This window comes from Rhodococcus daqingensis (assembly GCF_042665615.1).
GTDB lineage: Bacteria > Actinomycetota > Actinomycetes > Mycobacteriales > Mycobacteriaceae > Rhodococcus_G > Rhodococcus_G daqingensis.
In genome coordinates this window covers 1-26,041 of sequence record NZ_JBHTCS010000022.1, presented here as the reverse complement: position 1 = coordinate 26,041, position 26,041 = coordinate 1, and the positions used below count along the sequence as shown (strand labels likewise).

General features: G+C 68.6%; 22 protein-coding genes. 14 read left to right on the top strand and 8 right to left on the bottom strand.

The genetic code is table 11. The features are described 5' to 3' along the window. Positions 1-51: 51 nt before the first annotated feature. Positions 52-942, top strand: coding sequence for a RecB family exonuclease (locus tag ACFQS9_RS17930; protein WP_378407500.1), 891 nt, complete (start codon positions 52-54; stop codon positions 940-942). Further along, positions 939-1,748, top strand: coding sequence for a thioesterase family protein (locus tag ACFQS9_RS17925; protein WP_378407112.1), 810 nt, complete (start codon positions 939-941; stop codon positions 1,746-1,748). The genes ACFQS9_RS17930 and ACFQS9_RS17925 overlap by 4 nt, the downstream gene beginning before the upstream one ends. Positions 1,749-1,801: 53 nt before the next feature. Here the strand turns inward: ACFQS9_RS17925 and ACFQS9_RS17920 are convergent, their stop codons facing one another. Beyond that, positions 1,802-2,029, bottom strand: coding sequence for a hypothetical protein (locus ACFQS9_RS17920; RefSeq protein ID WP_378407110.1), 228 nt, complete (start codon positions 2,027-2,029; stop codon positions 1,802-1,804). Next, positions 2,029-3,174, bottom strand: a complete 1,146-nt coding sequence (locus ACFQS9_RS17915; protein ID WP_378407108.1) for a Rieske 2Fe-2S domain-containing protein — start codon at positions 3,172-3,174, stop codon at positions 2,029-2,031. Before ACFQS9_RS17915 ends, ACFQS9_RS17920 begins: the two co-directional genes overlap by 1 nt. 272 nt (positions 3,175-3,446) lie before the next feature. On the opposite strand from ACFQS9_RS17915, the gene ACFQS9_RS17910 reads away from it, so the two are divergent. From ACFQS9_RS17910 to ACFQS9_RS17900, 3 genes are all read left to right on the top strand, one after another. Next, positions 3,447-4,172: an IclR family transcriptional regulator gene (locus ACFQS9_RS17910; RefSeq protein WP_378407105.1), complete on the top strand. Its 726-nt coding sequence runs from the start codon at positions 3,447-3,449 to the stop codon at positions 4,170-4,172. 84 nt (positions 4,173-4,256) lie between these two features. Continuing rightward, on the top strand, positions 4,257-4,772 hold the full coding sequence (locus ACFQS9_RS17905) for a nuclear transport factor 2 family protein (RefSeq protein ID WP_378407103.1): 516 nt from the start codon (positions 4,257-4,259) through the stop codon (positions 4,770-4,772). A gap of 56 nt (positions 4,773-4,828) precedes the next feature. Next, entirely contained in the window at positions 4,829-5,887 is a 1,059-nt protein-coding gene (locus ACFQS9_RS17900; protein ID WP_378407498.1) for an oxidoreductase, read from the top strand. A gap of 79 nt (positions 5,888-5,966) precedes the next feature. Here ACFQS9_RS17900 and hisG read toward each other — a convergent pair whose 3' ends face one another. From hisG to metH, 4 genes are all read right to left on the bottom strand, one after another. Continuing rightward, positions 5,967-6,818, bottom strand: coding sequence for an ATP phosphoribosyltransferase (hisG, locus tag ACFQS9_RS17895; RefSeq protein WP_378407101.1), 852 nt, complete (start codon positions 6,816-6,818; stop codon positions 5,967-5,969). A gap of 67 nt (positions 6,819-6,885) precedes the next feature. Continuing rightward, the gene (locus ACFQS9_RS17890) at positions 6,886-7,149 is read right to left on the bottom strand and encodes a phosphoribosyl-ATP diphosphatase (RefSeq protein ID WP_027501839.1); all 264 of its coding nucleotides are present in this window, start codon (positions 7,147-7,149) and stop codon (positions 6,886-6,888) included. A gap of 105 nt (positions 7,150-7,254) precedes the next feature. After that, the gene (locus ACFQS9_RS17885) at positions 7,255-7,968 is read right to left on the bottom strand and encodes an HAD family hydrolase (RefSeq protein ID WP_378407099.1); all 714 of its coding nucleotides are present in this window, start codon (positions 7,966-7,968) and stop codon (positions 7,255-7,257) included. Further along, a complete protein-coding gene (gene metH / locus ACFQS9_RS17880) occupies positions 7,961-11,530 on the bottom strand; it encodes a methionine synthase (protein ID WP_378407097.1) in 3,570 nt (1,189 codons plus the stop codon). Before metH ends, ACFQS9_RS17885 begins: the two co-directional genes overlap by 8 nt. A gap of 51 nt (positions 11,531-11,581) precedes the next feature. Here metH and ACFQS9_RS17875 point away from each other — a divergent pair, with 51 nt between their 5' ends. The 9 genes from ACFQS9_RS17875 to ACFQS9_RS17835 all read left to right on the top strand — a co-directional run bounded on the left by ACFQS9_RS17875 (position 11,582) and on the right by ACFQS9_RS17835 (position 24,228). Beyond that, positions 11,582-12,478: a PAC2 family protein gene (locus tag ACFQS9_RS17875; protein ID WP_378407095.1), complete on the top strand. Its 897-nt coding sequence runs from the start codon at positions 11,582-11,584 to the stop codon at positions 12,476-12,478. 181 nt (positions 12,479-12,659) lie between these two features. Beyond that, positions 12,660-13,520, top strand: a complete 861-nt coding sequence (locus ACFQS9_RS17870; protein WP_378407093.1) for a haloalkane dehalogenase — start codon at positions 12,660-12,662, stop codon at positions 13,518-13,520. 191 nt (positions 13,521-13,711) lie between these two features. Then, complete coding sequence (gene nirB, locus ACFQS9_RS17865) at positions 13,712-16,189, top strand: nitrite reductase large subunit NirB (protein WP_378407091.1); 2,478 nt, start codon at positions 13,712-13,714, stop codon at positions 16,187-16,189. Beyond that, positions 16,186-16,527 carry a Rieske (2Fe-2S) protein gene (locus tag ACFQS9_RS17860; RefSeq protein ID WP_378407089.1) on the top strand — a complete coding sequence of 114 codons (342 nt, stop codon included), beginning with the start codon at positions 16,186-16,188 and terminating at the stop codon, positions 16,525-16,527. The genes nirB and ACFQS9_RS17860 overlap by 4 nt, the downstream gene beginning before the upstream one ends. A 79-nt stretch (positions 16,528-16,606) precedes the next feature. Beyond that, positions 16,607-20,320, top strand: a complete 3,714-nt coding sequence (locus ACFQS9_RS17855; protein WP_378407087.1) for a nitrate reductase subunit alpha — start codon at positions 16,607-16,609, stop codon at positions 20,318-20,320. A gap of 8 nt (positions 20,321-20,328) precedes the next feature. Beyond that, positions 20,329-21,954: a nitrate reductase subunit beta gene (narH, locus tag ACFQS9_RS17850; protein ID WP_378407496.1), complete on the top strand. Its 1,626-nt coding sequence runs from the start codon at positions 20,329-20,331 to the stop codon at positions 21,952-21,954. Continuing rightward, entirely contained in the window at positions 21,954-22,670 is a 717-nt protein-coding gene (gene narJ / locus ACFQS9_RS17845) for a nitrate reductase molybdenum cofactor assembly chaperone (protein ID WP_378407085.1), read from the top strand. Before narH ends, narJ begins: the two co-directional genes overlap by 1 nt. Next, entirely contained in the window at positions 22,667-23,401 is a 735-nt protein-coding gene (gene narI, locus ACFQS9_RS17840) for a respiratory nitrate reductase subunit gamma (protein ID WP_378407084.1), read from the top strand. The genes narJ and narI overlap by 4 nt, the downstream gene beginning before the upstream one ends. A 221-nt stretch (positions 23,402-23,622) precedes the next feature. Continuing rightward, positions 23,623-24,228 (top strand): MspA family porin, encoded by a 606-nt coding sequence (locus ACFQS9_RS17835; protein WP_378407494.1) that lies wholly within the window; start codon positions 23,623-23,625, stop codon positions 24,226-24,228. Positions 24,229-24,313: 85 nt separating this feature from the next. Here ACFQS9_RS17835 and ACFQS9_RS17830 read toward each other — a convergent pair whose 3' ends face one another. Next, entirely contained in the window at positions 24,314-25,711 is a 1,398-nt protein-coding gene (locus tag ACFQS9_RS17830) for a hypothetical protein (RefSeq protein ID WP_378407082.1), read from the bottom strand. A 29-nt stretch (positions 25,712-25,740) separates the two neighbouring features. Then, a partial coding sequence (locus ACFQS9_RS17825; protein ID WP_378407080.1) for a TIGR03118 family protein occupies positions 25,741-26,041 on the bottom strand: 301 nt, incomplete at its 5' end.

Sequence of the window (26,041 nt, the reverse complement as noted above, 5' to 3'; positions counted from 1 at the left end):
CCGACAGCGGTGTCGGACCCGCCGCATACCCTGCCAGGTGTGAGCCTTCCCGTGTCGACGCCCCCTGCCGAGTCCCCCGACGCCGCCGACGCGGGGACCGTGCGACCGCGCTCACGGCCGGCCCTGTCCCCCTCCCGCGCGGGCGACTTCAAGCAGTGCCCGCTGCTGTATCGCTTCCGTGCGGTCGATCGGATCCCGGAGGTGCCGTCGAAGGCTCAACTCAAGGGGACCGTGGTGCACGCGGCGCTGGAGTCGCTGTACACGCTGCCCGCCCCCGAGCGGGTCCCCGCCCGCGCGGTGTCCCTGGTAGACCCTGCCTGGGAGCAACTGCTCACGGAAGCCCCCGAGATCGCCGACACCGTCCCCACCGGGGAGCGGGCCGCGTTCCTGGCGGAGGCACGCGCGCTGATCGAGGGCTACTACCGGCTCGAGGACCCCACCCGGTTCAGTCCCGAGTCGTGCGAGTTGCGGGTGGAGACCGAACTGGACAACGGCGTCGTGCTGCGCGGCTTCGTTGACCGCATCGACGTCGCCCCCAACGGGCACCTCCGGGTGGTCGACTACAAGACCGGCCGGGCGCCCCGGGAGATGAGCGAGTCCAAGGCGCTGTTCCAGATGAAGTTCTATGCGCTCGTGCTCCTGCGCACCCGAGGAATCGTGCCGGCGCAGCTGCGGTTGATCTACCTGGCGGACGCCGAGATCCTGACCTACGCGCCGGACGAGGCAGAGCTGCTGCGCTTCGAACGGACGCTGTCCGCGATCTGGAAGGCCATTCTCGCCGCCGGGGCAACCGGGGACTTCCGACCGAATCCGGGGCGGCTGTGCAGCTGGTGCGATCATAAGGTGCGCTGCCCCGCGTTCGGCGGCACGCCGCCGCCGTATCCGGGGTGGCCGGAGAGCCCGGCTGACGAAGTGCAGAAGTTCGAGGAGATCGTCGAGTGAGTGATCAGGCCTACTACGTCCCGCTGGAATCCGCGGAGGACGGTGTCGAGCGCTTCGCCACCACCGAGCTGACCGTGAGCACCTGGGCGGACACCATGCAGCACGGCGCTCCCCCCTCGGCTCTGCTGGTCCGGGCGCTCGAACGGTGCGAGCAGCGCGACGACACGCGGCTGACCCGCGTCGTGATCGAGATCCTCGGCCCGGTGCCGCTGAGCGAGATCGAGGTGCGCTCGTGGGTGGAGCGGCCCGGCAAGCGGGTCGAGCTCGTGGTGGCGGAGCTGTGGGCCGCCGGCCCCGACGGAACCAAGCGCGCGGTCGCCCGCGGCACCGGGTGGCGCATGCAGACCGCGGACACCACCCCGGTCCAACACGCGGCGGATCCAGCGCTCGCTCCGCTGTCGGAGTCGCACACGATCGAGATGGAGGGTCGTTTCTGGGGTAGCGGGTTCGTCGCGACCCTGGACTGGCAGTGGCTGGCGGAGATCGGTTGCGAGGGCCCCGGCCAGGTCTGGGCGCGACCGAATCCCGCTCTGGTGGAGGGCGAACCGCTCACCCCCGTCCAGCGGCTCTTCACCGTCGCGGACGTGGCCAACGGTGTCGGCGCCAAGCTGCACCCGGATGAGTGGACCTACCTGAACACCGACCTGACCGTGCACCTGTTCCGGGTGCCGGAGGGCGAATGGGTCGGCATCTCGGCGGAGACCTCCTACGGTCCGGACGGCGTCGGCATGTGCGCGGGCGTGCTGCACGACGAGACCGGTCCCGTCGGCCGGATCAACCAGACGGTGCAGGTCCGGGCCCGCTAGCAGGCGAGACGGCTAGGCCTCGCACCTCGGCGCGTGGCCTACCCGTCCGGCGGTCACTCGGAGACGGGGACACGACCGTCAACGGCGGCCGTGGCGATCGACTCGCGCAGTGCGGAGCAGCGCCCCACGCGTGCGCCACGCACCGTCAACGACGGATCGTCCCGGTACTCGTGACAGACGGTTTCCGGGTGAGCAGTGTTCCACTGGACACTGGTGTGCTGCCAGCTGTTCTTCTCGGCGAGGACCTCGACCCCGCACCGCGCACAGTCGACGTGCCGCATCAGACCGACAACTCCGCACCGGCGTATCGGGCCAGGTTGTCGGCGACCTCCTGCTTCCACGCCTCGACCGGCTTGGTGGTGTCGAGCTCGAACTCGAAGCGGTCCACCATGTCCGGGTTGATGTCGGCGACGTCGACGTAGAACTGCTCATACCAGCGGCGCAGCTGGTAGACCGGTCCGTCCTCGGTGGTCAGAAGGGGGTTGTCGATCCGGGTCTTGTTCTTCCAGATCTCGATGTCCTGCTCGAAGCCGATGCCGATGTAGGCGATCATCAGGTCCACCACCTGGTCGGTGAGATCGGCCGGGATCTGTTCGGTCTTCTTCACGGAGATGCCGTACATGAGCACGAACCTGTCCGGCGAGATCGGGTAGTGGCAATTGATCAGGACGGACTCGACGTCGTACTTGTCGGTGTGGTAGACGAGGTCGTCGATCATGAACGACGGCCCGTGATAGGCGGCGATCGAGCGGTGTCCGAGCAGCTTCGGCACGTCGGGATCGGTCCACCCCATGATGTCCTCGCGACCCACGCCCGCCTGTTCCTGGATGGCGACATGGCCCTCGAAGATGTTCCTGAAGTACGTCGGGAACGAGTAGTGCACGTAGAAGAAGTGCGCCATGTCGACGACGTTGTCGATGATCTCGCGGCAGTTGGTGTCGATGACGATCGACATCCATTGCCACTCGGTCCACTCGGCATCCTCGGACCGCGCGGCGGGGATCGCGACCTCCGGCGGCGGCGGGTTGCCCTCCGGGTCGTTCCACACGAACAGCAGCTCGTCCTGCTCCATGGTCCTCCAGGTGCGGGTGCGGGCCAGCGGCGGAACCCGGCGGGCATAGGGGATGGCGGTGCACATTCCGTTGCCGCCCCAGCGCCAGTCGTGGAACGGGCAGGCGATCGAGTCGCCCTTGACGGTGCCCTGGCTCAGGTCGCCGCCCATGTGCCGGCAGTAGGCATCGAGGATCTTGATGTCACCCTTGCTGTCGGCGAACACCACGAGCTTGGTCCCGAACGCCTCGACGGAATGCGGTGCGCCGTCCCGGAACTCCGCCAGCAGCCCCAGGCAATGCCACCCCCGAGCGAAGCGGGTGGGGGCGGTGCCCTCCTCGATGATGCGAACCTCGTCGGATTCCCCGATGTCCACAGTGGTCCTTTCGCTGCCTGGCGCATTCGAGATGTCAGCCCGGCTTTGTAGATGTGATCAGGATCATTGCGAGAGGCGGCTGGCAGCCGAAACCCTTGGCGCGCCGTCAGATTCCCCCCCGGGATCAGAATAGACCAGGTGGTCTGAAACATCCCACTGAGCGGACGCACCCCTGGCGTCGCGCCTCGCCTCGCTGTGAGATGACGGTGCCTGCGCCCGCCCGGAGGTACGTGGGCGGGCGCAGCCGCGAGGTCGCACGGGAGGAGATGCGCATGTCCGTCGGAGACAGCTCGAGAACGAGCCTGCCGACCTCCGGGCTCGATCGGCTGGCCCTGATCCTGGACAGCTTTCGCGGCGCGTCACGGCTCAGTCTGACGGAGTTGTCCCGCCGAACCGGCATACCCCGGACGAGCACGCTCCGGATGCTCGATCACCTGGTCCGGATGGGGTGGCTCCGCCGCAGGGGTGTCGAGTACGAACTCGGCGACACCCTCGCCGAACTCGGGGCCCTGTCGCTGTACCGGGGCAGTGTCGACCGAGTGGTGACACCGCTTCTGCGCGAACTGCATCTGGTGACGGGGCACGTCGTCCATCTCGGCATCCTCGACGGCAAGGACGTGCTCTACCTCGAGAAGGTCGGCGGTGCGGCGGCACCCCATCTGCAGACGCGGGTCGGGGCGCGAATCCCCGCGCGATCGTCGACGATAGGCAAGGCGCTGCTCGCGGCCGCTCCACACCCCGGCCGGGCGGCGCCCGACGGCGGCGACGAGCGGGAGGCCCCGCGCAGGACCGGTGTCTCGTTCGGCACCTGCGCCGCCGGGTTCGGTTGCATCGGTGCGCGTGTCGGCTCCCTGGGCGGTGCGGAGGTCGGCCTGTCGGTCAGCGGGCCGATGAACCGGTTGAAGTTCGACCAACGGCACGCGGCACCCGTGCGGATGGCGGCAGCGGCCATCGCGCACTACTTCGACCTCACCGGAGCGACGCCATTGCGGACGTGACCGGTCCCCGGCCCTGACCTGGCCTCAGTCCGCTCATCGGAAGGAAGAATTGCCCGCGCGACGTACCGCTGACAGCGTGTTGCCATGAAATCCGAGCTCACCCTGACCGTTCCCGAACAACTCCTGGCGATCGAGCAGATCAAGCGCACCTTCGCGGCGCGCCTGCGATGCATGGACAACAAGCAGTGGGACGTCTACCCGACACTGCACACCGACGACGTGGTCTCCGAGACGTGGGGCGGCCTGCCGGGTGACAAGCAGCCGCAGACCGAGGGCACCTCGAACCGCGTCGTGGGCAAGGACAACCTGACCCGCGCGATCAGCACCCTGCTCGGCGGGCCGACCGCGGTGACCACCGTGCACCACGGTCACACCCCGGAGATCGAGCTGACCTCCGACGAGACCGCCCGCGGGATCTGGGCGATGGAGGACAAGCTGTGGTGGACCAACGGCGACCACGAGGAGCATCTCCACGGCTACGGGCACTACCACGAGGAGTACCGGAAGGTGGACGGCCGCTGGCTGATCAGTTACCGGAAGCTCACCCGCCTGCGCGAGGACGTGACCGAGGGCTTCTTCGACTACCTGCAGTCGCTGTGAACCCGCTCTTCACCCCGCTGCAGGTCCGGTCGCTGGCGCTGCCGAACCGAATCGTCATGTCCCCCATGACAAGAGAACACTCGCCTGCCGGGGTGCCCGGCCCCGACGTAGCCGCCTATTACCGCAGGCGCGCCGAGGGCGGCACCGGGCTGCTGATCACCGAGGGCGTGGCGATCGACCACCCGACGGCCGTCGACAGCCCCAGAGTCCCCCGCCTGCACGGTGAATCGGCCCTGGCGGGGTGGCGCACCGTGGTCGACGACGTGCACGCGGCCGGCGGCCGGATCATCCCCCAGCTCTGGCACGTCGGCCCGCTGTGGGGTGCGATGAGCGCGGTGGATCCGGCACTGACGCCGATGCGCCCCTCCGGGCTGTGGGGCCAGGTCGGCAAGACCGTCTATCCGGAGGACTACCTCGCGCGGGCGAGCGCCCCCACCCCGCCGATGACCGAGTGCGACATCGCGGAGGTCATCGCCGCGTATGTGCGGTCGGCGCGCAACGCGGTCGACGTCGGGTTCGACGGGATCGCGATCCACGCCGGGCACGGTTACCTGCTGGACGCCTTCCTGTGGGAGTCGACCAACAGGCGAAACGACAGCTGGGGCGGCGACCTGCGTCGGCGCACGCAGTTCCCGGTCGAGGTGGTCCGCGCGATCCGGCGTGAGATTGGTCCCGACCTACCGATCTTCTACCGGTTCTCGCAGCACAAGCAACAGGACTACGGGGCACGTATCGCGAACACCCCCGACGAACTCGCCGTCGTACTGAACGCGCTCGTCGAGGCCGGTGTGGACGTGCTCGACGCGAGCATCCGCCGGTTCGACGCCCCCGCGTTCGAGGGCAGCGAGCTGACCCTGGCCGGCTGGGCGAAGAAGCTCACCGGCGCGATCAGCATGGCCGTGGGCAGCGTCGGGCTCGACAGGTCACTTCGTGATGCCGGCACCCCGGGACCCGCCGATCTCGACGGGCTCCTGCGCCGGCTCGAGGACGAGGAGTTCGACCTGGTCGCCATCGGACGACTGCACCTGGCCGATCCCGCCCTCGCGACGATCCTCCGCGACGGCCGGCCCATCCCGGCGTTCGACCGCGAACTGCACGAGCGCCGACTGCACTGACCGTGGAACCGAACGGCCCCGGTCACACCTTGGGTGTGACCGGGGCCGTTCGAGGTTCCCCGATGCAGAGACCGGCGCGTCAGAAGGCCCGGCAGGTCCGGATGTCGGTGGCCAGGATCGCCTTCGCGCCGATCTCGGCGAGCTGGTCCATCACGTCGTTGCTCACCTTGCGCGGCACCATCGAGCGGACCGCGACCCAACTCTCGTCCGCCAGCGGGGCGATCGTCGGCGACTCGAGTCCCGGGGTGATCCGCATGGCCTCGTCGAGCTGAGAACGCGGGCAGTCGTAGTCCAGCATCACGTACTGCTGCGCGCGCACCACGCCCTCCACGCGGGCGACCAGCTGGTTGCGCGCCTTGTCGGAGCCGTCGGCGCCGTCCCGTTGGATCAGCACGCCCTCGGAGTCGCAGAGGGATTCGCCGAAGGCCACCAGGTTGTGCTGACGCAGCGTGCGGCCGGAACCCACGACGTCGGCGATGGCGTCCGCGACACCGAGCTGGATGGAGATCTCCACCGCGCCGTCGAGACGGATGACGGTCGCGTCGATGCCGCGGGCATCGAGGTCCCTGCGGACCAGGTTCGGGTACGAGGTGGCGATCCGCAGGCCGGCCAGGTCGGCGGGCGACCAGTCCTTGCCCGCGGGGGCCGCATAGCGGAAGCTCGAGCGACCGAAGCCGAGCGACAGCCGCTCGGAGACCGGCGCCCCGGAGTCCAGCGCGAGGTCGCGGCCGGTGATGCCGAGGTCGAGCTCGCCCGACCCGACGTAGATCGCGATGTCCTTGGGACGAAGGAAGAAGAACTCGACCTGGTTCGACGGGTCGAGGACGGTCAGGTCACGAGAATCGGTGCGGCGGCGGTAACCGGCCTCGTCGAGGATCTCGGCGGCGGACTCGGACAGCGAGCCCTTGTTGGGTACTGCGACGCGCAGCATGGTGTGTTCCTTCCGGAAGTGGCGAGAGAGTGGCCAGAGGACGTGCGGAGTCGGTGCGGAACGCGACTCACAGATGTCGGTAGACGTCCTCGAGCTTGAGTCCACGGCCGACCATCAGCACCTGCACCCAATAGAGCAGCTGGGAGATCTCCTCGGACAGCGACTCGTCACTCTCGTGCTCGGCGGCGATCCACACCTCGCCCGCCTCCTCGAGCACCTTCTTGCCCTGCGCATGGACGCCCGCGTCCAACGCGGCCACGGTGCCGGAGCCCTCGGGACGGGTGGCGGCACGGTCGGTCAGCTCGGCGAACAGCGAATCGAAGGTCTTCACGGGTCACGATTCTTTCACGGGCGAACCGGTGCTCCCCACCGCCCCGCCACAACCCACGTTCGCGGCCCATATGACAGCAGCGTCCGGGTGCACAAAGTGAGCCGCTCAGACGTGCACGGCCCGCCACGCCGAGACGAACCCGGACTCCCCGATGCCCTCGAGGCTCGCGCGATGCACCCGCCGCGGCCCGGTCTCCACCGCGACCTCACACGGCACCACCAGGACCGCACAGCCGGCCGCCTCCGCCGCCGCCGACCCGGTCGGCGAGTCCTCGACGGCCAGGCAGTGCTCGGGGGCGATGCCGAGCAGTTCCGCCGCGCGCAGGTACGGATCGGGTTGCGGCTTGCCCCGCGGAACCTCGTCGCCACAGACGGTCACGTCGAAGTGCTCGCGCCCCAACGTGTCCAGGGCCTGCTCGGCCAGCACTCGTTCGGTATTGGTCACCAGCGCGGTGCGCAGCCCACTCCCCCGCACCGCGCCCAGCGCCTCGCGCGCACCCGGCCGCCACGGGATACCGAGCGAGAACAGTTCGGTGACACGGCCGTTCACCCATGACGCGGCCTCGGCGATCGCGGCCGGCGTCGGATCGAGTTCGAGCGCCGCGAAGATCGCGGCCAGCGCATCCGGACCCGACGCCCCGATGATCGAGTGCCGGGTGCTCGGCGTCATCACGCCGCCGAGTTCGGCCGCGAGCTCGTGCATCGCGACGTCCCAGAGCTTCTCAGAGTCGAGCAACGTGCCGTCCATGTCCCAGAGCACGGCCTTGAGGTCGGGACCCCGTACCGACGTCGAAGCCTCGAACAGCGAGGCCTCAGACATTGAAGTACTTGGCCTCGGGGTGGTGCAGCACGAACGCGTCGGTCGACTGCTCGGGATGCAGCTGCAGCTCCTCGGACAGGGTCACGCCGATCCGCTCCGGTTCGAGCAGCGCCACCATCTTGGCCCGGTCCTCGAGGTCGGGGCAGGCTCCGTAACCGAACGAGTAGCGAGCGCCGCGGTAGCCGAGCTTGAAGAACTCCTCGACGTTGTCCGGGTCCTGCTCGGCGAGGTTGTGCCCACCCGCCAGCACCAGTTCCTCGCGGACGCGACGGTGCCAGTACTCGGCGAGTGCCTCGGTGAGCTGGACCCCGATGCCGTGCACCTCGAGGTAGTCCCGGTACGAGTTCGCCGCGAACAGTTCGTTGGCGAAGTCCGCGATCGGCTGCCCCATCGTCACCAGGTTCATCGGCAGCACGTCGACCTGCCCGGTGCGACGCGCCTCCTCGCGCGAACGCACGAAGTCGGCGATGCACAGGAACCGGTCCCGGTGCTGGCGCGGGAACGTGAACCGGAACCGTTCCGGCGCATCGGGAGCCGGCTCGGTCAGCACGATCACGTCGTCGCCCTCGGAGACCGCCGGGAAGTAGCCGTACACCACCGCGGCGTGCGCGAGGATCCCGTCGGTGCTCAGCCGGTCCAGCCAGTAGCGCAGTCGCGGCCTGCCCTCGGTCTCCACCAGCTCCTCGTAGGTGGGGCCGTCGCCGGCGCGCTGACCGCGCAGACCCCACTGCCCCAGGAACAGCGCTCGCTCGTCCAGCAGGCCGGAGTAGTCCGCCAGCGAGATTCCCCTGACGATGCGGTTGCCCCAGAAGGGCGGCGCCGGGACACCGATGTCGGTGGCGACGTCGGATCGTTCCGGCACGACGACGGGGACCTCGGCGGCCTTGCGCGCCTCGGCGATTCGCTTCGACCGCTCGTGCCGCGCCTTGCGCTCGGCGGCCTTCTCCTTCGCGGCGAGGGCCTCCGGGCTGTCCGGATCGGGTCCGCCGCCGCGCTTGGTGGTCATGATCGTGTCCATCAGCCGCAGGCCCTCGAATGCGTCCCGGGCGTACGACACCTCGCCCTCGTAGATGTCGGCCAGGTCGTTCTCGACGTAGGTCCGGGTCAGCGCGGCGCCGCCGAGGAGCACCGGGAACTGCTCGGAGACCCCCTTGGCGTTGAGCTCCTGGAGGTTCTCCTTCATGACCACCGTCGACTTCACCAGCAGCCCGGACATCCCGATCACGTCGGCCTTCTTGTCGATGGCCGCGTCGAGAATGGTCGCGATCGGCTGCTTGATGCCGAGGTTGACCACCTCGTAGCCGTTGTTGCTGAGGATGATGTCGACCAGGTTCTTGCCGATGTCGTGCACGTCGCCCTTGACGGTGGCCAGCACGATCCGGCCCTTGCCGTCCTCGTCGGTGGCCTCCATGTGCGGCTCGAGGTACGCGACGGCCGCCTTCATCACCTCGGCGGACTGCAGCACGAACGGCAGCTGCATCTGTCCGGAACCGAACAGCTCGCCGACGGTCTTCATGCCGTTCAGGAGCGTGTCGTTGATGATCACCAGCGGGGGCTTCTCGGTCATCGCCTCGTCGAGGTCGGCCTCGAGGCCGTTGCGCTCGCCGTCGACGATGCGCCGCTCGAGCCGCTCGAACAGCGGGAGGCCGGCGAGCTCCTGCGCCCGGGTCTCGCGGGCCGAGGCCGCGGACACGCCCTCGAACAGCTCCATCAGCTTCTGCAGCGGGTCGTAGCCCTCGCTCCGGCGGTCGTAGACGAGGTCGAGCGCGACCTGTCGCTGCTCCTCCGGGATCCGTGCCATCGGCAGGATCTTGGAGGCGTGCACGATCGCGGTGTCCAGGCCCGCCTCCGTGCACTCGTGCAGGAAGACCGAGTTGAGCACCTGCCTGGCGGCGGCGTTGAGGCCGAACGAGATGTTCGAGATGCCGAGGGTGAAGTGGATGCGGGGGTGGGCCGCCTTCAGCTGACGGATCGCCTCGATCGTCTCGATGCCGTCCTTGCGCACCTCCTCCTGACCGGTGGAGATCGGGAAGGTGAGCGCGTCGATGATGATGTCTGACTCGTCGAGGCCCCAGTTGACCGTGATGTCCTCGATCAGCCGCTCGGCGATCCGCACCTTGTGTTCCGCGGTGCGGGCCTGTCCCTCCTCGTCGATGGTCAGCGCGACGACGGCGGCGCCGTGCTCCTTGACCAGTCGCATGATCTTCTGGAACCGCGAATCGGGCCCGGTGCCGTCCTCGTAGTTCACGGAGTTGACCGCGGACCTGCCGCCGAGATGCTCGAGGCCGGCGCGGATCACGTCCGGCTCGGTGGAGTCGATCATGATCGGCAGGGTCGACGAGGTCGCGAGCCTGCTCGCGAGCTCGGTCATGTCGACGGCGCCGTCGCGGCCGACGTAGTCGACGTTCAGGTCGAGCATGTGCGCGCCGTCGCGGGTCTGGTCCTTCGCGATGTCGATGCACTTGTCGAAGTCGCCGGAGATCATCGCCTCGCGGAAGGCCTTGGACCCGTTGGAGTTCGTGCGCTCGCCGATCACCAGGATGCTGGCGTCCTGCTCGAAGGGTACGGCCGCGTACAGCGAGGACGTGCCGGGCTCGGGGACGGGATTGCGGGTGGCCTTCTCGACCGCGCGCACCGCCTCGGCGACCTGACTGATGTGCTCGGGTGTGGTGCCGCAGCAGCCGCCGACCATCCCGAGGCCGAACTCCGAGACGAAGCCGCTCAGCGCCTCCGCGAGTTCCGGTGCGGTGAGCGGGTATTCGGCGCCCTTCGCGCCCAGCACCGGCAGTCCGGCGTTCGGCATCACCGACACCGGCAGCGTCGAGTGCTTGGACAGGTGCCGCAGGTGCTCGCTCATCTCGGCGGGTCCGGTGGCGCAGTTGAGGCCGATCATGTCGATGCCGAGGGGTTCGAGCGCGGTGAGCGCGGCGCCGATCTCGCTGCCGAGCAACATCGTGCCGGTGGTCTCGACGGTGACGTGGGTGATGATCGGGACCCGGCGACCGAGCTTCTCCATGGCGTGCTGGCTGCCGATGATCGCGGCCTTGACCTGGAGCAGGTCCTGGCAGGTCTCGACCAGGATGGCGTCGGCGCCGGCTTCGATCATGCCGAGCGCGGATTCGGTGTACGCGTCGCGCAGCACCGCGAACGGTGCGTGCCCGAGGGTGGGCAGCTTGGTGCCGGGCCCCATCGAGCCGAGCACGAACCGCGCCATGCCGTCCCGGCCGGGTCCCATCTCGTCGGCGACCTCGCGCGCGATCCGGGTGCCGCGCTCGGACAGATCGCGGATGCGGTGCGAGATGTCGTAGTCGGCGAGGTTGGGCAGGTTGCATCCGAAGGTGTTGGTCTCGACGGCGTCGGCGCCCGCCTCGAAGTAGGCCCGGTGGATGTCCGCGAGCACGTCGGGGCGGGTTTCGTTCAGGATCTCGTTGCAGCCCTCGAGGCCGAGGAAATCGTCGAGGGTGAGGTCCGCGGCCTGCAGCATGGTTCCCATCGCACCGTCGCCGATGACAACGCGCCGCGAGAGCGCATCCAACAGGGCGGAGTGAAATGGGGCAGACATGCCGTCCAGAGTAGTGGGCCCCCTGAAGGACCCTGGTCGTAGGCTGGTTGGGTGAGTCCACTCGAACCCGAAGTCACGTCCGAGCACGACGCGCCCGCGCTGCGTGACCCGATCCTCGTCGCCGCCTTCGAGGGGTGGAACGACGCGGGCGACGCCGCCAGCGGCGCCGTCGAGCACCTGGAACTCATCTGGGACGCGCGGCCGCTGGCCGAGCTCGACTCCGAGGACTACTACGACTACCAGGTCAATCGTCCGACGGTCCGTCAGGTCGACGGCGTCACCCGCGAGATCGAATGGCCCGCCACCCGGGTGTCGGTCTGCTCGCCCCCCGGTAGCGAACGGGACGTGCTGATCCTGCGCGGCATCGAACCGAACATGCGCTGGCGGAGTTTCTGCGACGACCTCCTCGAGATCATCGAGGACCTCGGGGTCACCACCGTGGTCATTCTCGGCGCCCTCCTCGCCGACACCCCGCACACCCGTCCCGTGCCGGTCACCGGGACCGCGTACAGCACGGAGTCGGCCGAGCGGTTCAACCTGGAACAGACCCGCTACGAGGGACCGACCGGGATCACCGGGGTGCTCCAGGACGAATGCGTCAAGGCCGGGGTCCCGGCGATCTCGTTCTGGGCCGCCGTCCCCCACTACGTGTCGCAGCCGCCGAACCCGAAGGCCACCGTCGCGCTCCTGCAGCGGGTGGAGGAGGTGCTCGACGTGGAGGTGCCGCTCGGCGAGCTGCCCGCGCAGGCGGAGGAATGGGAGCAGTCGGTCACCGAGATGACCAAGGACGACGAGGAGATCACCGAGTACGTGCGCTCGCTGGAGGAGCGCGGCGACGCGGAGGTCGACATCTCCGAGGTGATCTCCAAGATCGACGGCGACGCCATCGCGGCCGAGTTCGAACGCTATCTGCGCAGGCGCGGACCGGGCAGCTTCGGCGGACTGTGACGTTCATCTCCCCTCTCGTGGCGCCTTTCGGCAGTTTCGGCCCCGGTTAGCGGGGCCGATACCGCCCGATCGCAGCCTTGTGACCCGCGACCGTCGAGCGGAGCATGGAACCACGGACCCGGCCGATCCACCTGCGCGCTGTCGGGTCGGGCCCGGGGTGTCCCTCGACCGAGGAGCGGTCATGAAGATCGAGTTCACCCCCGATCCCGCGCTGTATCCGTTCGAGTCCCGGTGGTTCGACAGTTCGGCCGGCCGGGTGCACTACATCGACGAGGGAACGGGCCCGCCGATGCTGTTCTTCCACGGCAACCCGACGTGGAGCTTCCTGTACCGACGCATCGTCATCGGACTGCGGGACCGGTTCCGATGCGTCGCGGTCGACTACCTCGGGTTCGGATTGTCGGACCGCCCGCCGGGATTCGGGTACACGATCGAGGAGCACTCCCACGTGGTGGGTGAACTGGTCGACCACCTGCGCCTCGAGAACCTCGTGACCGTGGGCCAGGATTGGGGCGGTCCGATCAGCATGGCCGTGGACGTCGCCCGCGCCGACCGAATCCGGGGTGTGGTGCTGGGCAACACGTGGTTCTGGCCGACGGACGCCCTGCGGATGAAGACGTTCAGCCGGGTGATGTCGACCCGGCGGATGCAGCGGGCGATCCTCGAGAAGAACTTCTTCGTCGAACGGCTGGTGCCGAACGGCACCGCGAGACATCTCTCGCCGAGGGAGATGGACCACTATCGACTCGTACAGCCGTCACCAGAGGCACGCCGGGGCATCGCAGAGATGCCCAGGCAGATCCGCGCCGCCGCGCCGCTCTTGCAGCGGCTCGCACGGGAGGTGCCCGCCCTGCTCGGATCCAAGCCGGCGCTGCTCGTCTGGGGCATGAAGGACTTCGCCTTCCCGCCCCGCCTCAACCTGCCGCGAATGCAGGCCGCCTTCCCCGACCACGTCCTCATCGAACTGCCGAGGGCCAAGCACTACATCCAGGAGGACGCGCCCGACCGGATCGCCGATACGATCGTCGCCCGCTTCGGCTGAGCGCATCGCGGTCCTGACATGCGTCCAGTACGACCGGTGAGTTCTTCCTGATTCCCACGTAACCTCTGCGCAGCCACTTCGTCACCGGAGCGCAGCACCCTCGATTCCATGGCGAGCACACGGCGGTTCCTTCACAGCGTGGACAGGCACACCGGCGAGGCCGTCACGGACCTCGGACAGGTGGTGATCTGATGCGACGACTGGTTGTGATCGGCAACGGGATGGCCGGCGCCCGCACGGTGGAGGAAATCCTCGCCAGGGGCGGCTCCGACCAGTTCGACATCACGATGATCGGCGACGAGCCGTACGGCAACTACAACCGGATCATGCTCTCGCACGTGCTGGCGGGCGAGTCCTCCACCGAGGACGAGGACCTGATCCTCAACCCGATGAGCTGGTACCGCGAGAACGGTGTGACCCTCTACGCAGGCGACCGGGCCGTCCGGCTGGACCGCTTCGCCAAGACCGTCACCTGCGAGAGCGACCGCGAGGTCGGCTACGACGTGCTGATCGTGGCGACCGGCAGCAACACGTTCTTCCCGAACATGGACGGCCTGCGCGAGTCCGACGGCAGGCTCGCGCGCGGCGTCTTCGGATTCCGGACCATCGCCGACACGAACGGCATGCTGCAGATGGCGCAGGCCGGCGACGACGTCTCCGCCGTGGTCATCGGCGGCGGCCTGCTCGGACTCGAGGCGGCCTACGGACTGCGCACCCAGGGTCTGACGGTGAACGTCGTGCACTCCCCAGGTCACCTGATGAACCAGCAGCTCGACGAGCGCGGCGGATCCGTGCTGCGCGCCAAGATCGAGGCGCTGGGCGTGGGCGTGCACACCTCGGTCCGCACCGATGCGGTGCTGCGGGACGAGCAGGGACGGGTCACCGGCGTCTCGTTCACCGATGGCAGCTCCCTCGACGCGGACATGGTCGTCGTCACCGCAGGCATCCGGCCGAACACCGAACTCGCCCGCGCCGGCGGACTGGTGATCGAGCGGGGCATCGTCGTCGACGACCAGATGCGCTGCGAGGACGAGGGTTCGATCTACGCGGTCGGCGAGTGCGCTCAGCACCGCGGCGAGCTCTACGGACTGGTCGCCCCGGTCTGGGAACAGGCCGTCGTGCTGGCCGAACACCTGACCGGATCGAATCCCGAAGCCGCCTATGAGGGTTCGCGGTCCACCACCAAGCTGAAGGTGGCGGGCGTCGACGTCGCGGCGATGGGCGTCAAGGGCCCCGAACTCGAGGACGACGAGTTCCTGCAGTTCTACGACTCTCGCAACGGCACCTACAAGAACGTCGTGGTCCGCGACGGCAAACTCATCGGCGCGACCCTGATGGGCGAGGTCGGCAAGGCCGGGATGCTCACCCAGGCCTTCGACGGCAAGATCGACCTTCCCAAGGACAGGCTGAGCCTGCTGTTCGATCTCGCCGACGGCGGCGCGGGGTCCAGCGCGGCCGACCTGCCGGACGACACCCAGGTCTGCAACTGCAACGGGGTCAGCAAGGGCGACATCGTGTCCTGCGTACACGCGGGCGCGTCCTCGCTCGGCGAGGTCATCGCGAAGACCAGGGCGGGCAAGGGCTGTGGCTCGTGCAAGGGCCTCGTGGCCGATATCGTCGCCTGCGCCGCAGGCGGTGCGCTGGTACCGGACCCGTCCGCCGACTGGTACGTCCCCTGCATCCCGATGACCAAGGCCGAGTTGATCGCCGCGATCCGCGAACAGGACCTGCGCGCGGTCTCCCAGGTGTTCGCCGCGCTCGCCGTCGACGGCGCGGAGGACGCGGGCGCCAAGATGCCGCTGGCCTCGCTGCTGCGCACCATCTGGGGACCGGACTGGGTCGACGAGCGCGGTGCACTGTTCATCAACGACCGGGTCCACGCGAACATCCAGCGGGACGGCACCTTCTCGGTGGTGCCACAGATGAAGGGCGGGGTCACCACCCCGGACCAGTTGCGGCGTATCGCCGACGTCGCCGACAAGTACCAGGTGCCACTGGTCAAGGTGACCGGCGGGCAGCGCATCGACCTGCTCGGCATCCGCAAGGAGGATCTGCCGAAGGTCTGGGGGGATCTGGACATGCCGTCGGGCTACGCCTACGGCAAGAGCATGCGCACCGTGAAGACCTGTGTCGGCAGCGACTTCTGCCGGTACGGTCTCGGCGATTCGACCGCGTTGGGCATCGCGCTCGAGGATCGGTTCCAGGGCCTCGAGACGCCGGCCAAGCTCAAGCTGGCGGTCGCGGGCTGCCCGCGCAACTGTTCCGAGGCGCTGTGCAAGGACTTCGGCGTGGTGTCGGTCGGCGACGACCGGTGGGAGATCTACGTCGGAGGTGCGGCGGGCGCACACATCCGCAAGGGCGATCTGCTCGCGACGGTCGAGTCGGCCGGTGCGGTGCTCGAGTTGGCCGGCCGCTTCATCCAGTACTACCGCGAGGACGCGAAGTGGCTGGAACGAACATATACCTGGGTTCCACGGGTGGGCCTGGAACACTTACAGGCCATACTGGTCCGCGACGAGGAGGGGGCCGTGGCCGGGTTGGACGAGCGCATGGCGATCGCGGTCGCGGGCTACCGCGACCCGTGGCAGGAACGCACCGAGCCGAAGTCGCCGGCGCAGTTCGTGCCGTCCCTTCCGCTGCTCCCGCTCCCCCAGGTGCCGGTCCGATGACCGCGATCCGCTCGCCGAAGTCCCTTGCGGGCGCGACGCCGACGACGCTCGGCGCGGTGACCGACCTGACCCCGGGCGAGGGCCGCGCCTATGTGATCGGTGGCCTCCAGCTGGCGGTGTTCCTGTTGTCGGACGGAACAGTTCGTGCAATGGATGCGGTCTGCCCGCACAAGGGCGGCCCGCTCGCCGACGGCCAGATCGACGGCGGCGTCGTGATGTGCCCGCTGCACCAGTACGCATTCTCCTTCGACACGGGGGCGTGCACATCGGAGGGAGTCGGCGCGGCGCAGACCTACGCGGCTCGGATCGTCAACGGAATGGTGATGGTGGACATCTAGGCACCGGGCACATCAGACGCAGCTCAACACGTGGGGCCCGCCAGCGATCAGGCCCCGAGAGATCCTCGGAGAGGTACCAATGCCAAGCTCAACCAAACCCGGAACCGCAACCGGTGTCGCGGGAACAGATCTCGCGGATTCCCTGCTCAAGTTCGGCAAGCACTTCCAGCGCGGCGAGGCGTCCGAGGACCTGCGCACGCTCTACCAGATCGGTGGCCGTTCGTCGGACGACTTCTACCGCGACCGGATGTCCTACGACAAGGTGGTCCGGTCGACCCACGGTGTGAACTGCACCGGGTCCTGTTCCTGGAAGATCTACGTCAAGGACGGGATCATCACCTGGGAGGCCCAGCAGACCGACTACCCCTCGATCGGCCCGGACAAGCCGGAGTACGAGCCGCGCGGCTGCCCCCGCGGCGCCTCGTTCTCCTGGTACACCTACTCGCCCGCACGGGTCCGCTACCCGTACGTGCGCGGCGTGCTCCTCGAGATGTACCGGGAGGCGAAGGAACGGCTCAAGGATCCCGTCCTCGCGTGGGAGGACATCGCATCCGACCCCGAGAAGTCCAGGCGTTACAAGTCCGCCCGCGGCAAGGGCGGGTTCGTCCGATCCGAGTGGTGGGAGGCCGCCGAGATCGTCGCGGCCGCGCACGTGCACACCATCAAGAAGTTCGGTCCGGACCGCGTCGCCGGCTTCTCGCCGATCCCGGCCATGTCGATGGTCAGCCACGCGGTCGGCACCCGGTTCATCTCGCTGATCGGCGGCGCGATGCTGTCCTTCTACGACTGGTACGCCGACCTTCCCGAGGCCTCGCCGCAGGTGTTCGGCGATCAGACCGACGTGCCCGAATCGGCCGACTGGTTCGACGCCGGCTACCTGATCATGTGGGGCTCGAACGTCCCGGTCACCCGAACCCCGGACGCGCACTACATGACCGAGGCCCGCTACCGCGGCCAGAAGGTCGTGGTGGTCTCGCCCGACTACGCCGACAACACCAAGTTCGCCGACCAGTGGCTGCCCGCGCGCCCGGGCACCGACGGCGCCCTCGCGATGGCGATGGGTCACGTGATCCTCAAGGAGTTCTTCGTCGAGAAGGACACCGAACGGTTCACCGACTACGTCAAGAAGTACACCGACCTGCCGTACCTGATCACGCTCGACGAGCGTGGCGACGGGTACGTGCCCGGAAAGTTCCTCACCGCAGCCGATCTCGGTGACACCGCCGAGGGTGCCGAGCACAAGACGGTGCTGCTGAACGCGGAGACCGGCGAGTCGGTGGTGCCCGGTGGCTCCCTCGGCCACCGGTTCACCGAATCCGGCAAGGGCCACTGGAACCTCGACCTGCACGGCGTGGACCCGCTGATGACCATGCACGAGGATCCGGACATGGCGGCCAACGCGGTCGCCGTGGACTTCCCGCGCTACGACACCTCCACCCCCGGGGTGCTGCGTCGCGGCGTGCCCACCCGGATGGTCGCGGGCAGGCGGGTGACCACGGTCTTCGACCTGATGCTCGCCCAGTACGGCGTCGGGCGTCCGGACCTGCCGGGCAACTGGCCGACCGGCTACGACGACACCGAGGAGCCGTACACCCCGGCATGGCAGGAGGGCATCACCGGCGTGCCCGCGGCCGCCGCGGCGCGAGTCGCCCGCGAGTTCGCCGACAACGCCGACCGGTCCGGCGGCAGGTCGATGATCCTGATGGGCGCGGGCACCAACCACTGGTTCCACTCCGACCAGATCTACCGGTCCTTCCTGACCCTGACCATGCTCACCGGCTGCCAGGGCGTCAACGGCGGCGGTTGGGCGCACTACGTCGGACAGGAGAAGTGCCGCCCCGTCACCGGTTGGGCGACACTCGCATTCGGCTCGGACTGGTCGCGGCCGGCCCGGCAGATGCAGGGCACCATCTTCTGGTACCTGGCCACCGACCAGTGGCGCTACGACCCGTTCACCGCCGAGGTGATGTCCTCGCCACTGGCGAACGGCTCGTTCGCGGGGCGGACGGCGGCGGACAACATCGCGCTCGCCACCCGCCTCGGCTGGATGCCGAGCTACCCGACCTTCAACCGGAACCCCCTCGACCTGGCGGACGAGGCGGACCGGCTGGGCAAGAATCCCGCGGAGCACGTGGTGGACGGGCTCAAGACCGGCCATCTCCAGTTCGCCGTCGAGGACCCGGACGCCCCCGAGAACTTCCCGCGCTGCCTGACGGTGTGGCGCTCGAACCTGCTCGGCTCGTCCGCGAAGGGCAACGAGTACTTCCTCAAGCACCTGCTCGGCGCCGATTCGAACCTCAATGCCCGTGACTCCGAGGGCATCCGGCCCGAGGAGCTGATCTGGCGGGACGAGGCCCCCGCAGGCAAGCTCGACCTGCTCACCACGCTGGATTTCCGGATGACCAGCACCACGCTGTTCTCCGATGTCGTGCTGCCCGCCGCCACCTGGTACGAGAAGCACGACCTGTCCAGCACGGACATGCACCCGTTCGTGCACGCCTTCTCCCCCGCGATCTCCCCGCCCTGGGAGACCAAGACCGACTTCGAGGCGTTCCATCGCATCGCCCGCGGTTTCAGCTGGCTGGCCGAGAAGCACCTCGGCACCCGGCGCGACATCGTGGCGGTGCCGCTGACCCACGATTCCAACGACGCCACCGCCCAGCCGGGCGGGCGGGTGCTGGACTGGAAACGCGGTGAGTGCGAGCCGATCCCGGGCAAGACGATGCCGAAGCTCGTGGTCGTCGAGCGGGACTACTCCGCGATCGCGGAGAAGCTCGGTGCGCTCGGTCCGCTGGTCGAGGAGCTCGGACTGACGACCAAGGGTGTCACCACGCACCCGACCGAGGAGGTCGAGTACCTGCGCGGCGTGAACGGGACGGTCCAGACCGGCGTCGCGGCCGGACGGCCCTCCCTGGCCAAGGACAAGCACGCCTGCGAGGCGATCCTCGCCCTCTCCGGCACCACCAACGGCCGGCTCGCCACCCAGGGATTCGAACACCTGCAGGAGCGCACCGGGACCGAGCTGGTCGACCTGGCCGCCGAGAACGAGGGCACCCGGATCCGGTTCGCGGACACCCAGGCCCGCCCGGTGCCGGTGATCACCTCGCCGGAGTGGTCGGGGTCGGAGACGGGCGGCAGGCGCTACTCGCCGTTCACCATCAACACCGAGCGGCTCAAGCCCTGGCACACGCTCACCGGCAGGCAGCACTTCTACCTCGACCACGACTGGATGGCCGAACTCGGTGAGCAGTTGCCGATCTTCCGTCCACCACTGGACATGACGGCGCTGTTCAGCGAGCCCGCGGTCGGGGAAACCCACGGCAACGGGGTCGGCGGGACCGTCACCGTCCGCTACCTCACCCCGCACTCGAAGTGGTCGATCCACTCGGCATACCAGGACAACCTGCACATGCTCACGCTCTCGCGCGGCGGTCAGTCCATCTGGATGTCGGACGTGGACGCCGCCAAGATCGGTGTGGCGGACAACGACTGGATCGAGGCGAGCAACCGGAACGGCATCGTCGTCGCCCGCGCCATCGTCAGCCACCGGATGCCGGAGGGCACCGTGTTCATGTACCACGCGCAGGACCGCGCGGTGGACGTGCCGCGCACCGAGCGCACCGGCAAGCGCGGCGGAATCCACAACGCGCTGACCCGGCTGATGATCAAACCCTCGCACCTGATCGGCGGCTACGCCCAGCAGTCCTTCGCGATGAACTACCACGGCCCGACCGGCAATCAGCGCGACGAGGTCACCACGATCCGCCGCCGCGACCAGGAAGTGACGTACTGATGAGAGTTATGGCGCAGATGGCCATGGTCATGAACCTGGACAAGTGCATCGGCTGCCACACCTGCAGCGTCACCTGCAAGCAGGCGTGGACCAACCGCGGCGGCGTCGAGTACGCGTGGTTCAACAACGTGGAAACCCGCCCGGGGCAGGGCTATCCGCGGCAGTACCAGGACCAGGAGAAGTGGAAGGGTGGCTGGACGCTCAACAAGCGCGGCAAGCTGACGCTGCGCACCGGCTCCCGGCTCAAGCGCCTGCTCAACATCTTCGCCAACCCCGACCTGCCGACGGTCTCGGACTATTACGAGCCGTGGACCTACGACTACGAGAACCTGCTGGCCTCGCCCGCCATGGACACGGTTCCCGTCGCTCGCCCGAAGTCCCTGCTCACCGGGGAGGACACCAAGGTCACCTGGGGTGCCAACTGGGACGACGATCTCGGCAGCGGACCGGAGCAGGTCGGCAAGGACCCGTTGCTGGCCAAGGTCTCCGACAAGGTCAAGCTCGAGTTCGAGCAGACCTTCATGTTCTATCTGCCACGGATCTGCGAGCACTGCCTGAACCCGGCCTGCGCGGCGTCGTGCCCGTCGGGCGCGATCTACAAGCGCTCCGAGGACGGCATCGTCCTGGTCGACCAGGACAAGTGCCGCGGCTGGCGGCAGTGCGTCACCGGCTGCCCCTACAAGAAGATCTACTTCAACCACAAGACCGGCAAGGCCGAGAAGTGCACGTTCTGCTATCCCCGGATCGAGGTCGGCATCCCGACGATCTGTTCGGAGACCTGCGTCGGCCGGCTGCGGTACATCGGCGTGATGCTCTACGACGCCGATGCGGTGCTGGAGGCCGCGTCGGTCACCGACGACAAGGACCTCTACCCGTCGCAGCTCGGTGTGTTCCTCAACCCGCATGATCCGCGCGTGATCGCCGAGGCGGAACGGGCAGGCATCTCCGCCGAGTTCATCGAGGCCGCGCAGAACTCGCCGGTCTACAAGCTGATCGTGGACTACCAGGTGGCGCTGCCGCTGCACCCGGAATACCGCACCATGCCGATGGTCTGGTACATTCCGCCGCTCTCGCCGATGGTCGAGGCCCTCTCGGATACCGGGCACGACGGCGAGGAGGCCGACAACCTGTTCGGCGCCATCGACTCGCTCCGCATCCCTGTCGAGTACCTCGCGGAACTCTTCACGGCAGGCGAGATCGGACCCGTGCGCGCCTCCCTGCAACGCCTGGCGGCGATGCGTGCGCACATGCGGAAGGTCAACCTGGGCGAGCCGACCCGACCCGAGGTCGCGAACGCGGTTCGACTCACCGAGACCGAGCTCGAGTCGATGTACCGTCTGCTCGCGATCGCGAAGTACGAGGACCGCTATGTCATCCCGAACGGGGCCGGCTCGGACGCGCACCGGCTCGATGCGCTCGCCACCGGGTGCAGCCTCGAGGGCGACGGTGGACCGGGTATGACGGCGTTCGACGTGATGGCCGACAAGTTCCACCTCACCGAGCAGGTCGTCGACACCAATTCCGATGCGGCACCGGAGAACAAGTCCGGCCGGATCAACCTGCTCAACTGGGATGGCAAGAGCACGGCGGGCCTGATCCCCGCCGCGGCGGCCTCGAACAGGGACGGCGCCTGATGGTCGCGCTCGGATTGCGCCGCAAGGTGTCCAACAGGTTCCGGCCGGGGGCGGAGACGTCCCTGTCCGAGCGGGACCAGCGGGTGGTGTGGCGGATCGCCGCACTCCTGCTCGACTACCCGACCGAGCAGACCCTCGGGATGCTCGACGACCTGCGCGCGGCGGCCGAGACGGTACCGGGGCCGGCCGGCACGAACCTCGTGTCGTGCGTGGACTTCATGCAGCGCACGCCCCGGATCGAGCTGTCCTCGCTGTACGTCGAGACGTTCGACCTGCGCAGGCGCAGCAGCCTGCACCTGTCCTACTACGCGTACGGCGACACCCGCAATCGCGGAATGGCGCTGCTGCGCTTCAAGAACGCCTACCGCAACGGCGGCGTGACGCTGGGTGACCACGAGCTGCCCGACTACCTGCCCGTCGTCCTCGAGTTCGCGGCGACGACCGATGCCGCGCGCGGGTGGCGGCTGCTGGTCGAACACCGGGCCGTGGTCGAGGTGCTGCGACTGTCCCTGCGCGACGCGGATTCCCCCTTCGCCCCCGTCCTGGACGCGCTGTGCGCGACCCTGCCGGAGCTCGACACCGACGACCGGCAGAAGGTGGCCAAGATGGCAGCCGAGGGGCCGCCCGAGGAAGCGGTCGGCCTCGACACCTACGCGCTCGACCCTGCCCTGAACCCCCAGGTCGATCAGTACCCCCAGATGGGAGAACGACGGTGACCACGCTGATGTGGCTGACCCTGCCCTATATCGCCCTCACCTCTTTCGTGGTGGGGCACGTCTGGCGCTACCGCAAGGACCAGTTCGGCTGGACCACCCGTTCGTCCCAGATGTACGAGAGCCGGCTGCTGCGGCTCGGCAGCCCGCTGTTCCACTTCGGGATCCTCGCCGTGCTCGCGGGCCACGTGGGCGGTGTGCTGATCCCGGCGAGCTGGACACGCGCGCTGGGCATCTCCGATCACACCTATCACCTGCTCGCGGTGGGACTGGGCGTACCTGCTGGCATCGCCACCGTCGTGGGGCTGGCCATCCTCGTGTACCGGCGGATCAGCGTGCCTGCCGTGCGTCAGTCCAGCAGCACCAGCGACAAGATCATGTACGTGCTGTTCATCGCCGTCATCGCGACCGGGATGTTCAACACCCTCGGCGAGAACCTGATCCTCGGCACGTACGAGTACCGCACCACCGTGTCCCCGTGGTTCCGGAGCCTGTTCTCGCTGAACCCGCAGCCGGATCTGATGGTCGGCGTCCCGCTCAGCTTCCAGTTGCACGGCCTGACCGTGCTGGCGCTCCTGGCGATCTGGCCCTACACCCGCCTGGTGCACGTGTTCAGCGCGCCGATCGGATACCTCGGCCGACCGTACGTGGTCTACCGCAGCAAGGACGTCAAGCGTCCCGGCGGCAACAGGTACGACAAGGCTTGGGAAACCGCGAACCGAAACCGCGCGTGAACACCTGCCGCCACACCGCCGAAAGAGTCGCGGGATCCAGCGCCATCAACTAGCGTTCGAGAAGCATCGGGGACCAGTGTTGATTTGAACCCACCGCGAGTGCGCGGTTGGAAACTCGACCGAACGGATGTGGATTCATGGCAAGAATTCGTGGACCTCGGGGCCGTCGCGGTACCGGGCCTGGTCGGGCGGCTGCGATCGCCGCCATCGCGGCCGTGGGAATGGTTCTGAGCAACGGCACTTCGGCCGCTGTGGTGAACAATGCGAACAGCCTCATCGACTACAAGGGCAATCGGGTCGAAGTCTCACAGGGCGACACGCGCATCACCGCCGTGCCACCCCTCGACAGTTCGCCGCTGAGCCGGGAGTTCTTCCACGACGGCTACGCGCAGGTCAGCATCGACGGCCCCACCGCAGGGGAGTTCACGGGCACCAAGCTGTCCTTCGGCTACCAGATCGGCTACCCGGTCGCGCTCACCGGTGCGACGATCCAGCTGAACACGCCTGGCCTCGGTTTCGAACTCGAGCAAACCAACGGGATCATCCTCGGTGAGGTCACCGAACTGGGCTTCGAGAACCGCGGCATGCTGGTCGGCGACATCATCCCGCAGCAGAATCTGGTCTTCGACCTCGAACCCGGTGGCATCACCGATGTCCCGCTGGTCAGCGAGAAGGAGTTCGACGGTACCGGTGCCAGGATCCGGCTCGCGGGAGTGCACGGCAGCATCTCCGGCGCCCTCGGACAGGTCACGCTCCGGCCGTACGCCCGGGTCGAGACGGCCTCGGGCGATATCGCGATGACCTACGGCGCGCCCGTTCCGCTGTAGGCGATCACGCTGGGCCAATGCTCTACGGCAATCGAGGTCGGGGACGCCACCGTGCGTCCCCGACCTCGTTGTTGGTCGGGCACTGTCAGCCGACTCCAGGCGGGTGCTCCCCCGAGCCTGCATCGTGATCGGGTTCTCGCGGCGCCGCCGGTACGGAATCGGGATGCTCAACCCCCGGTGATGTGGCCGGCTCGGGTTCGGGTGGGGCCGCCGGCGGCGACGGCGGCTCGCCCTGGCCATCGCGCTCGTCATCGCCCGGGGGTGTCGTCGCCGGATCAGGCGCCGACGGACTTTCCGGGACCCCCGTGGAGCGAGCGGGGGCGGTCGGCGCGATGACGATTGCGGGCCACGAGACCGGGTCCGCGGGGGTCACGGTGGCGCGGGGAACCGGTCCGACCTCGCGGCGGACCGGCCGCTCACCGTCCTGTTCGAGTGCCCCAATCGGATCCGCCGCACCTTGCCGCGGGATGGCGGGGAGGTACCCGACCGCTGTGAGGGCACCCGTCGGCGCCGCGCCCGGCTCGACGCTCCCGGCCTGCGGCGGTGCTGGGGGCAAGTCCGGCCGGCGTTCAGGGGTCACGTCCGGCCGGCCCGGTGCACTCGCCGCCGGTGGGGCCGATTTCGACGGCGGAACCGTCCCACGGCTCAGCACCACCCCGGGGATGGCCAGGGTCGCCACGGCTGCCATCCCCACGGCGGCTATCCCCACGGCGGCCCGCCATCGCTTGCGCCGCACCGACACCCCGGCAGCGCCGCGTGGTGTGCCACGGAGGACCTCCGTGGTGGCGATCTCCGAGAATCGCGACGCAAGGATCGCGGCGCCTCGAGCGGCGGTCGCGGCAGGATCCGGGCCGCAGATCACCCGCACGTTCAGTTCCTCGGCGATCAGGCCCCCGGCAAGCGGGATCTCGGCCGCGCCGCCCGTCAGCAACACGTACTGCAGATCAGCGGGGACGGCGCCCGCGACCTGAAGACAATCGCGAATCAGATCGACCGACGCGCTCGACTGTCCGGTCGGCTGGGTTTCGAACTGCGTGGAGCGCAACGGTCGCCCGACGATCGGATGGTGCCCACAGTGTGGCCCGACAGCGACCAGGCAGATGTCCAGGCTCGAACCACCCAGGTGGTACACCAGGACCAGCCCGTCGTCGAGCGTCCCCCGGTCGGCCGCGAGCCAGGCGACCGCGGCAGTCGGCTCGGCAACGAGTTCGACATCCACGAAACCGTCGGCGTCCAACGCCTCCCGCAACGCGACGACCGTGTGCTCAGTACTGACGGCCGGGTAGGTGAGCACGACCCCCGCAGTGCGCACCGCGGGATCGCTCGTGCGGACCTCGTCGAGGAGGCAGCGCACCGCGGCGCCAACCGGGACCTCGCCGGCGAATGCCGCACGCCGCACGGTCCGCCCCGGCGCGGCATCATCGGTCCGGGTCGCGGCCACCGCGTCGGTCGTCCCGATGGTCAATCCGATGCCAGGTGTCATCTCCCCTGTCCTGTCGACGCTGTGTGCGGTCAATTGGCTGCGCGGAGCGCGCCGAAGAGGCCGTCCTTCTCGTCCTCGGGGCCGGCGGCGAAGTACAGCGCGTTGGCGTCGCCCAGGCTCTCTCCGTTGCCGAACAGCAGTCCCCACAGTCCCTCCACCGCCACCGGGTCGCCCGCCTCGTCCCGCAGATAGTCCACGAACTCCCCGGTGCCGTCGTCGAAGGCGAGGATGCGTCCGGCGCCCGCGAAGTTGCCGACCAGCAGCTTGCCGCTGAGCGCACCGAAGTCCGCCGGGGCCAGCGCGACACCCCACGGGGCGTTGAGTCGGCCC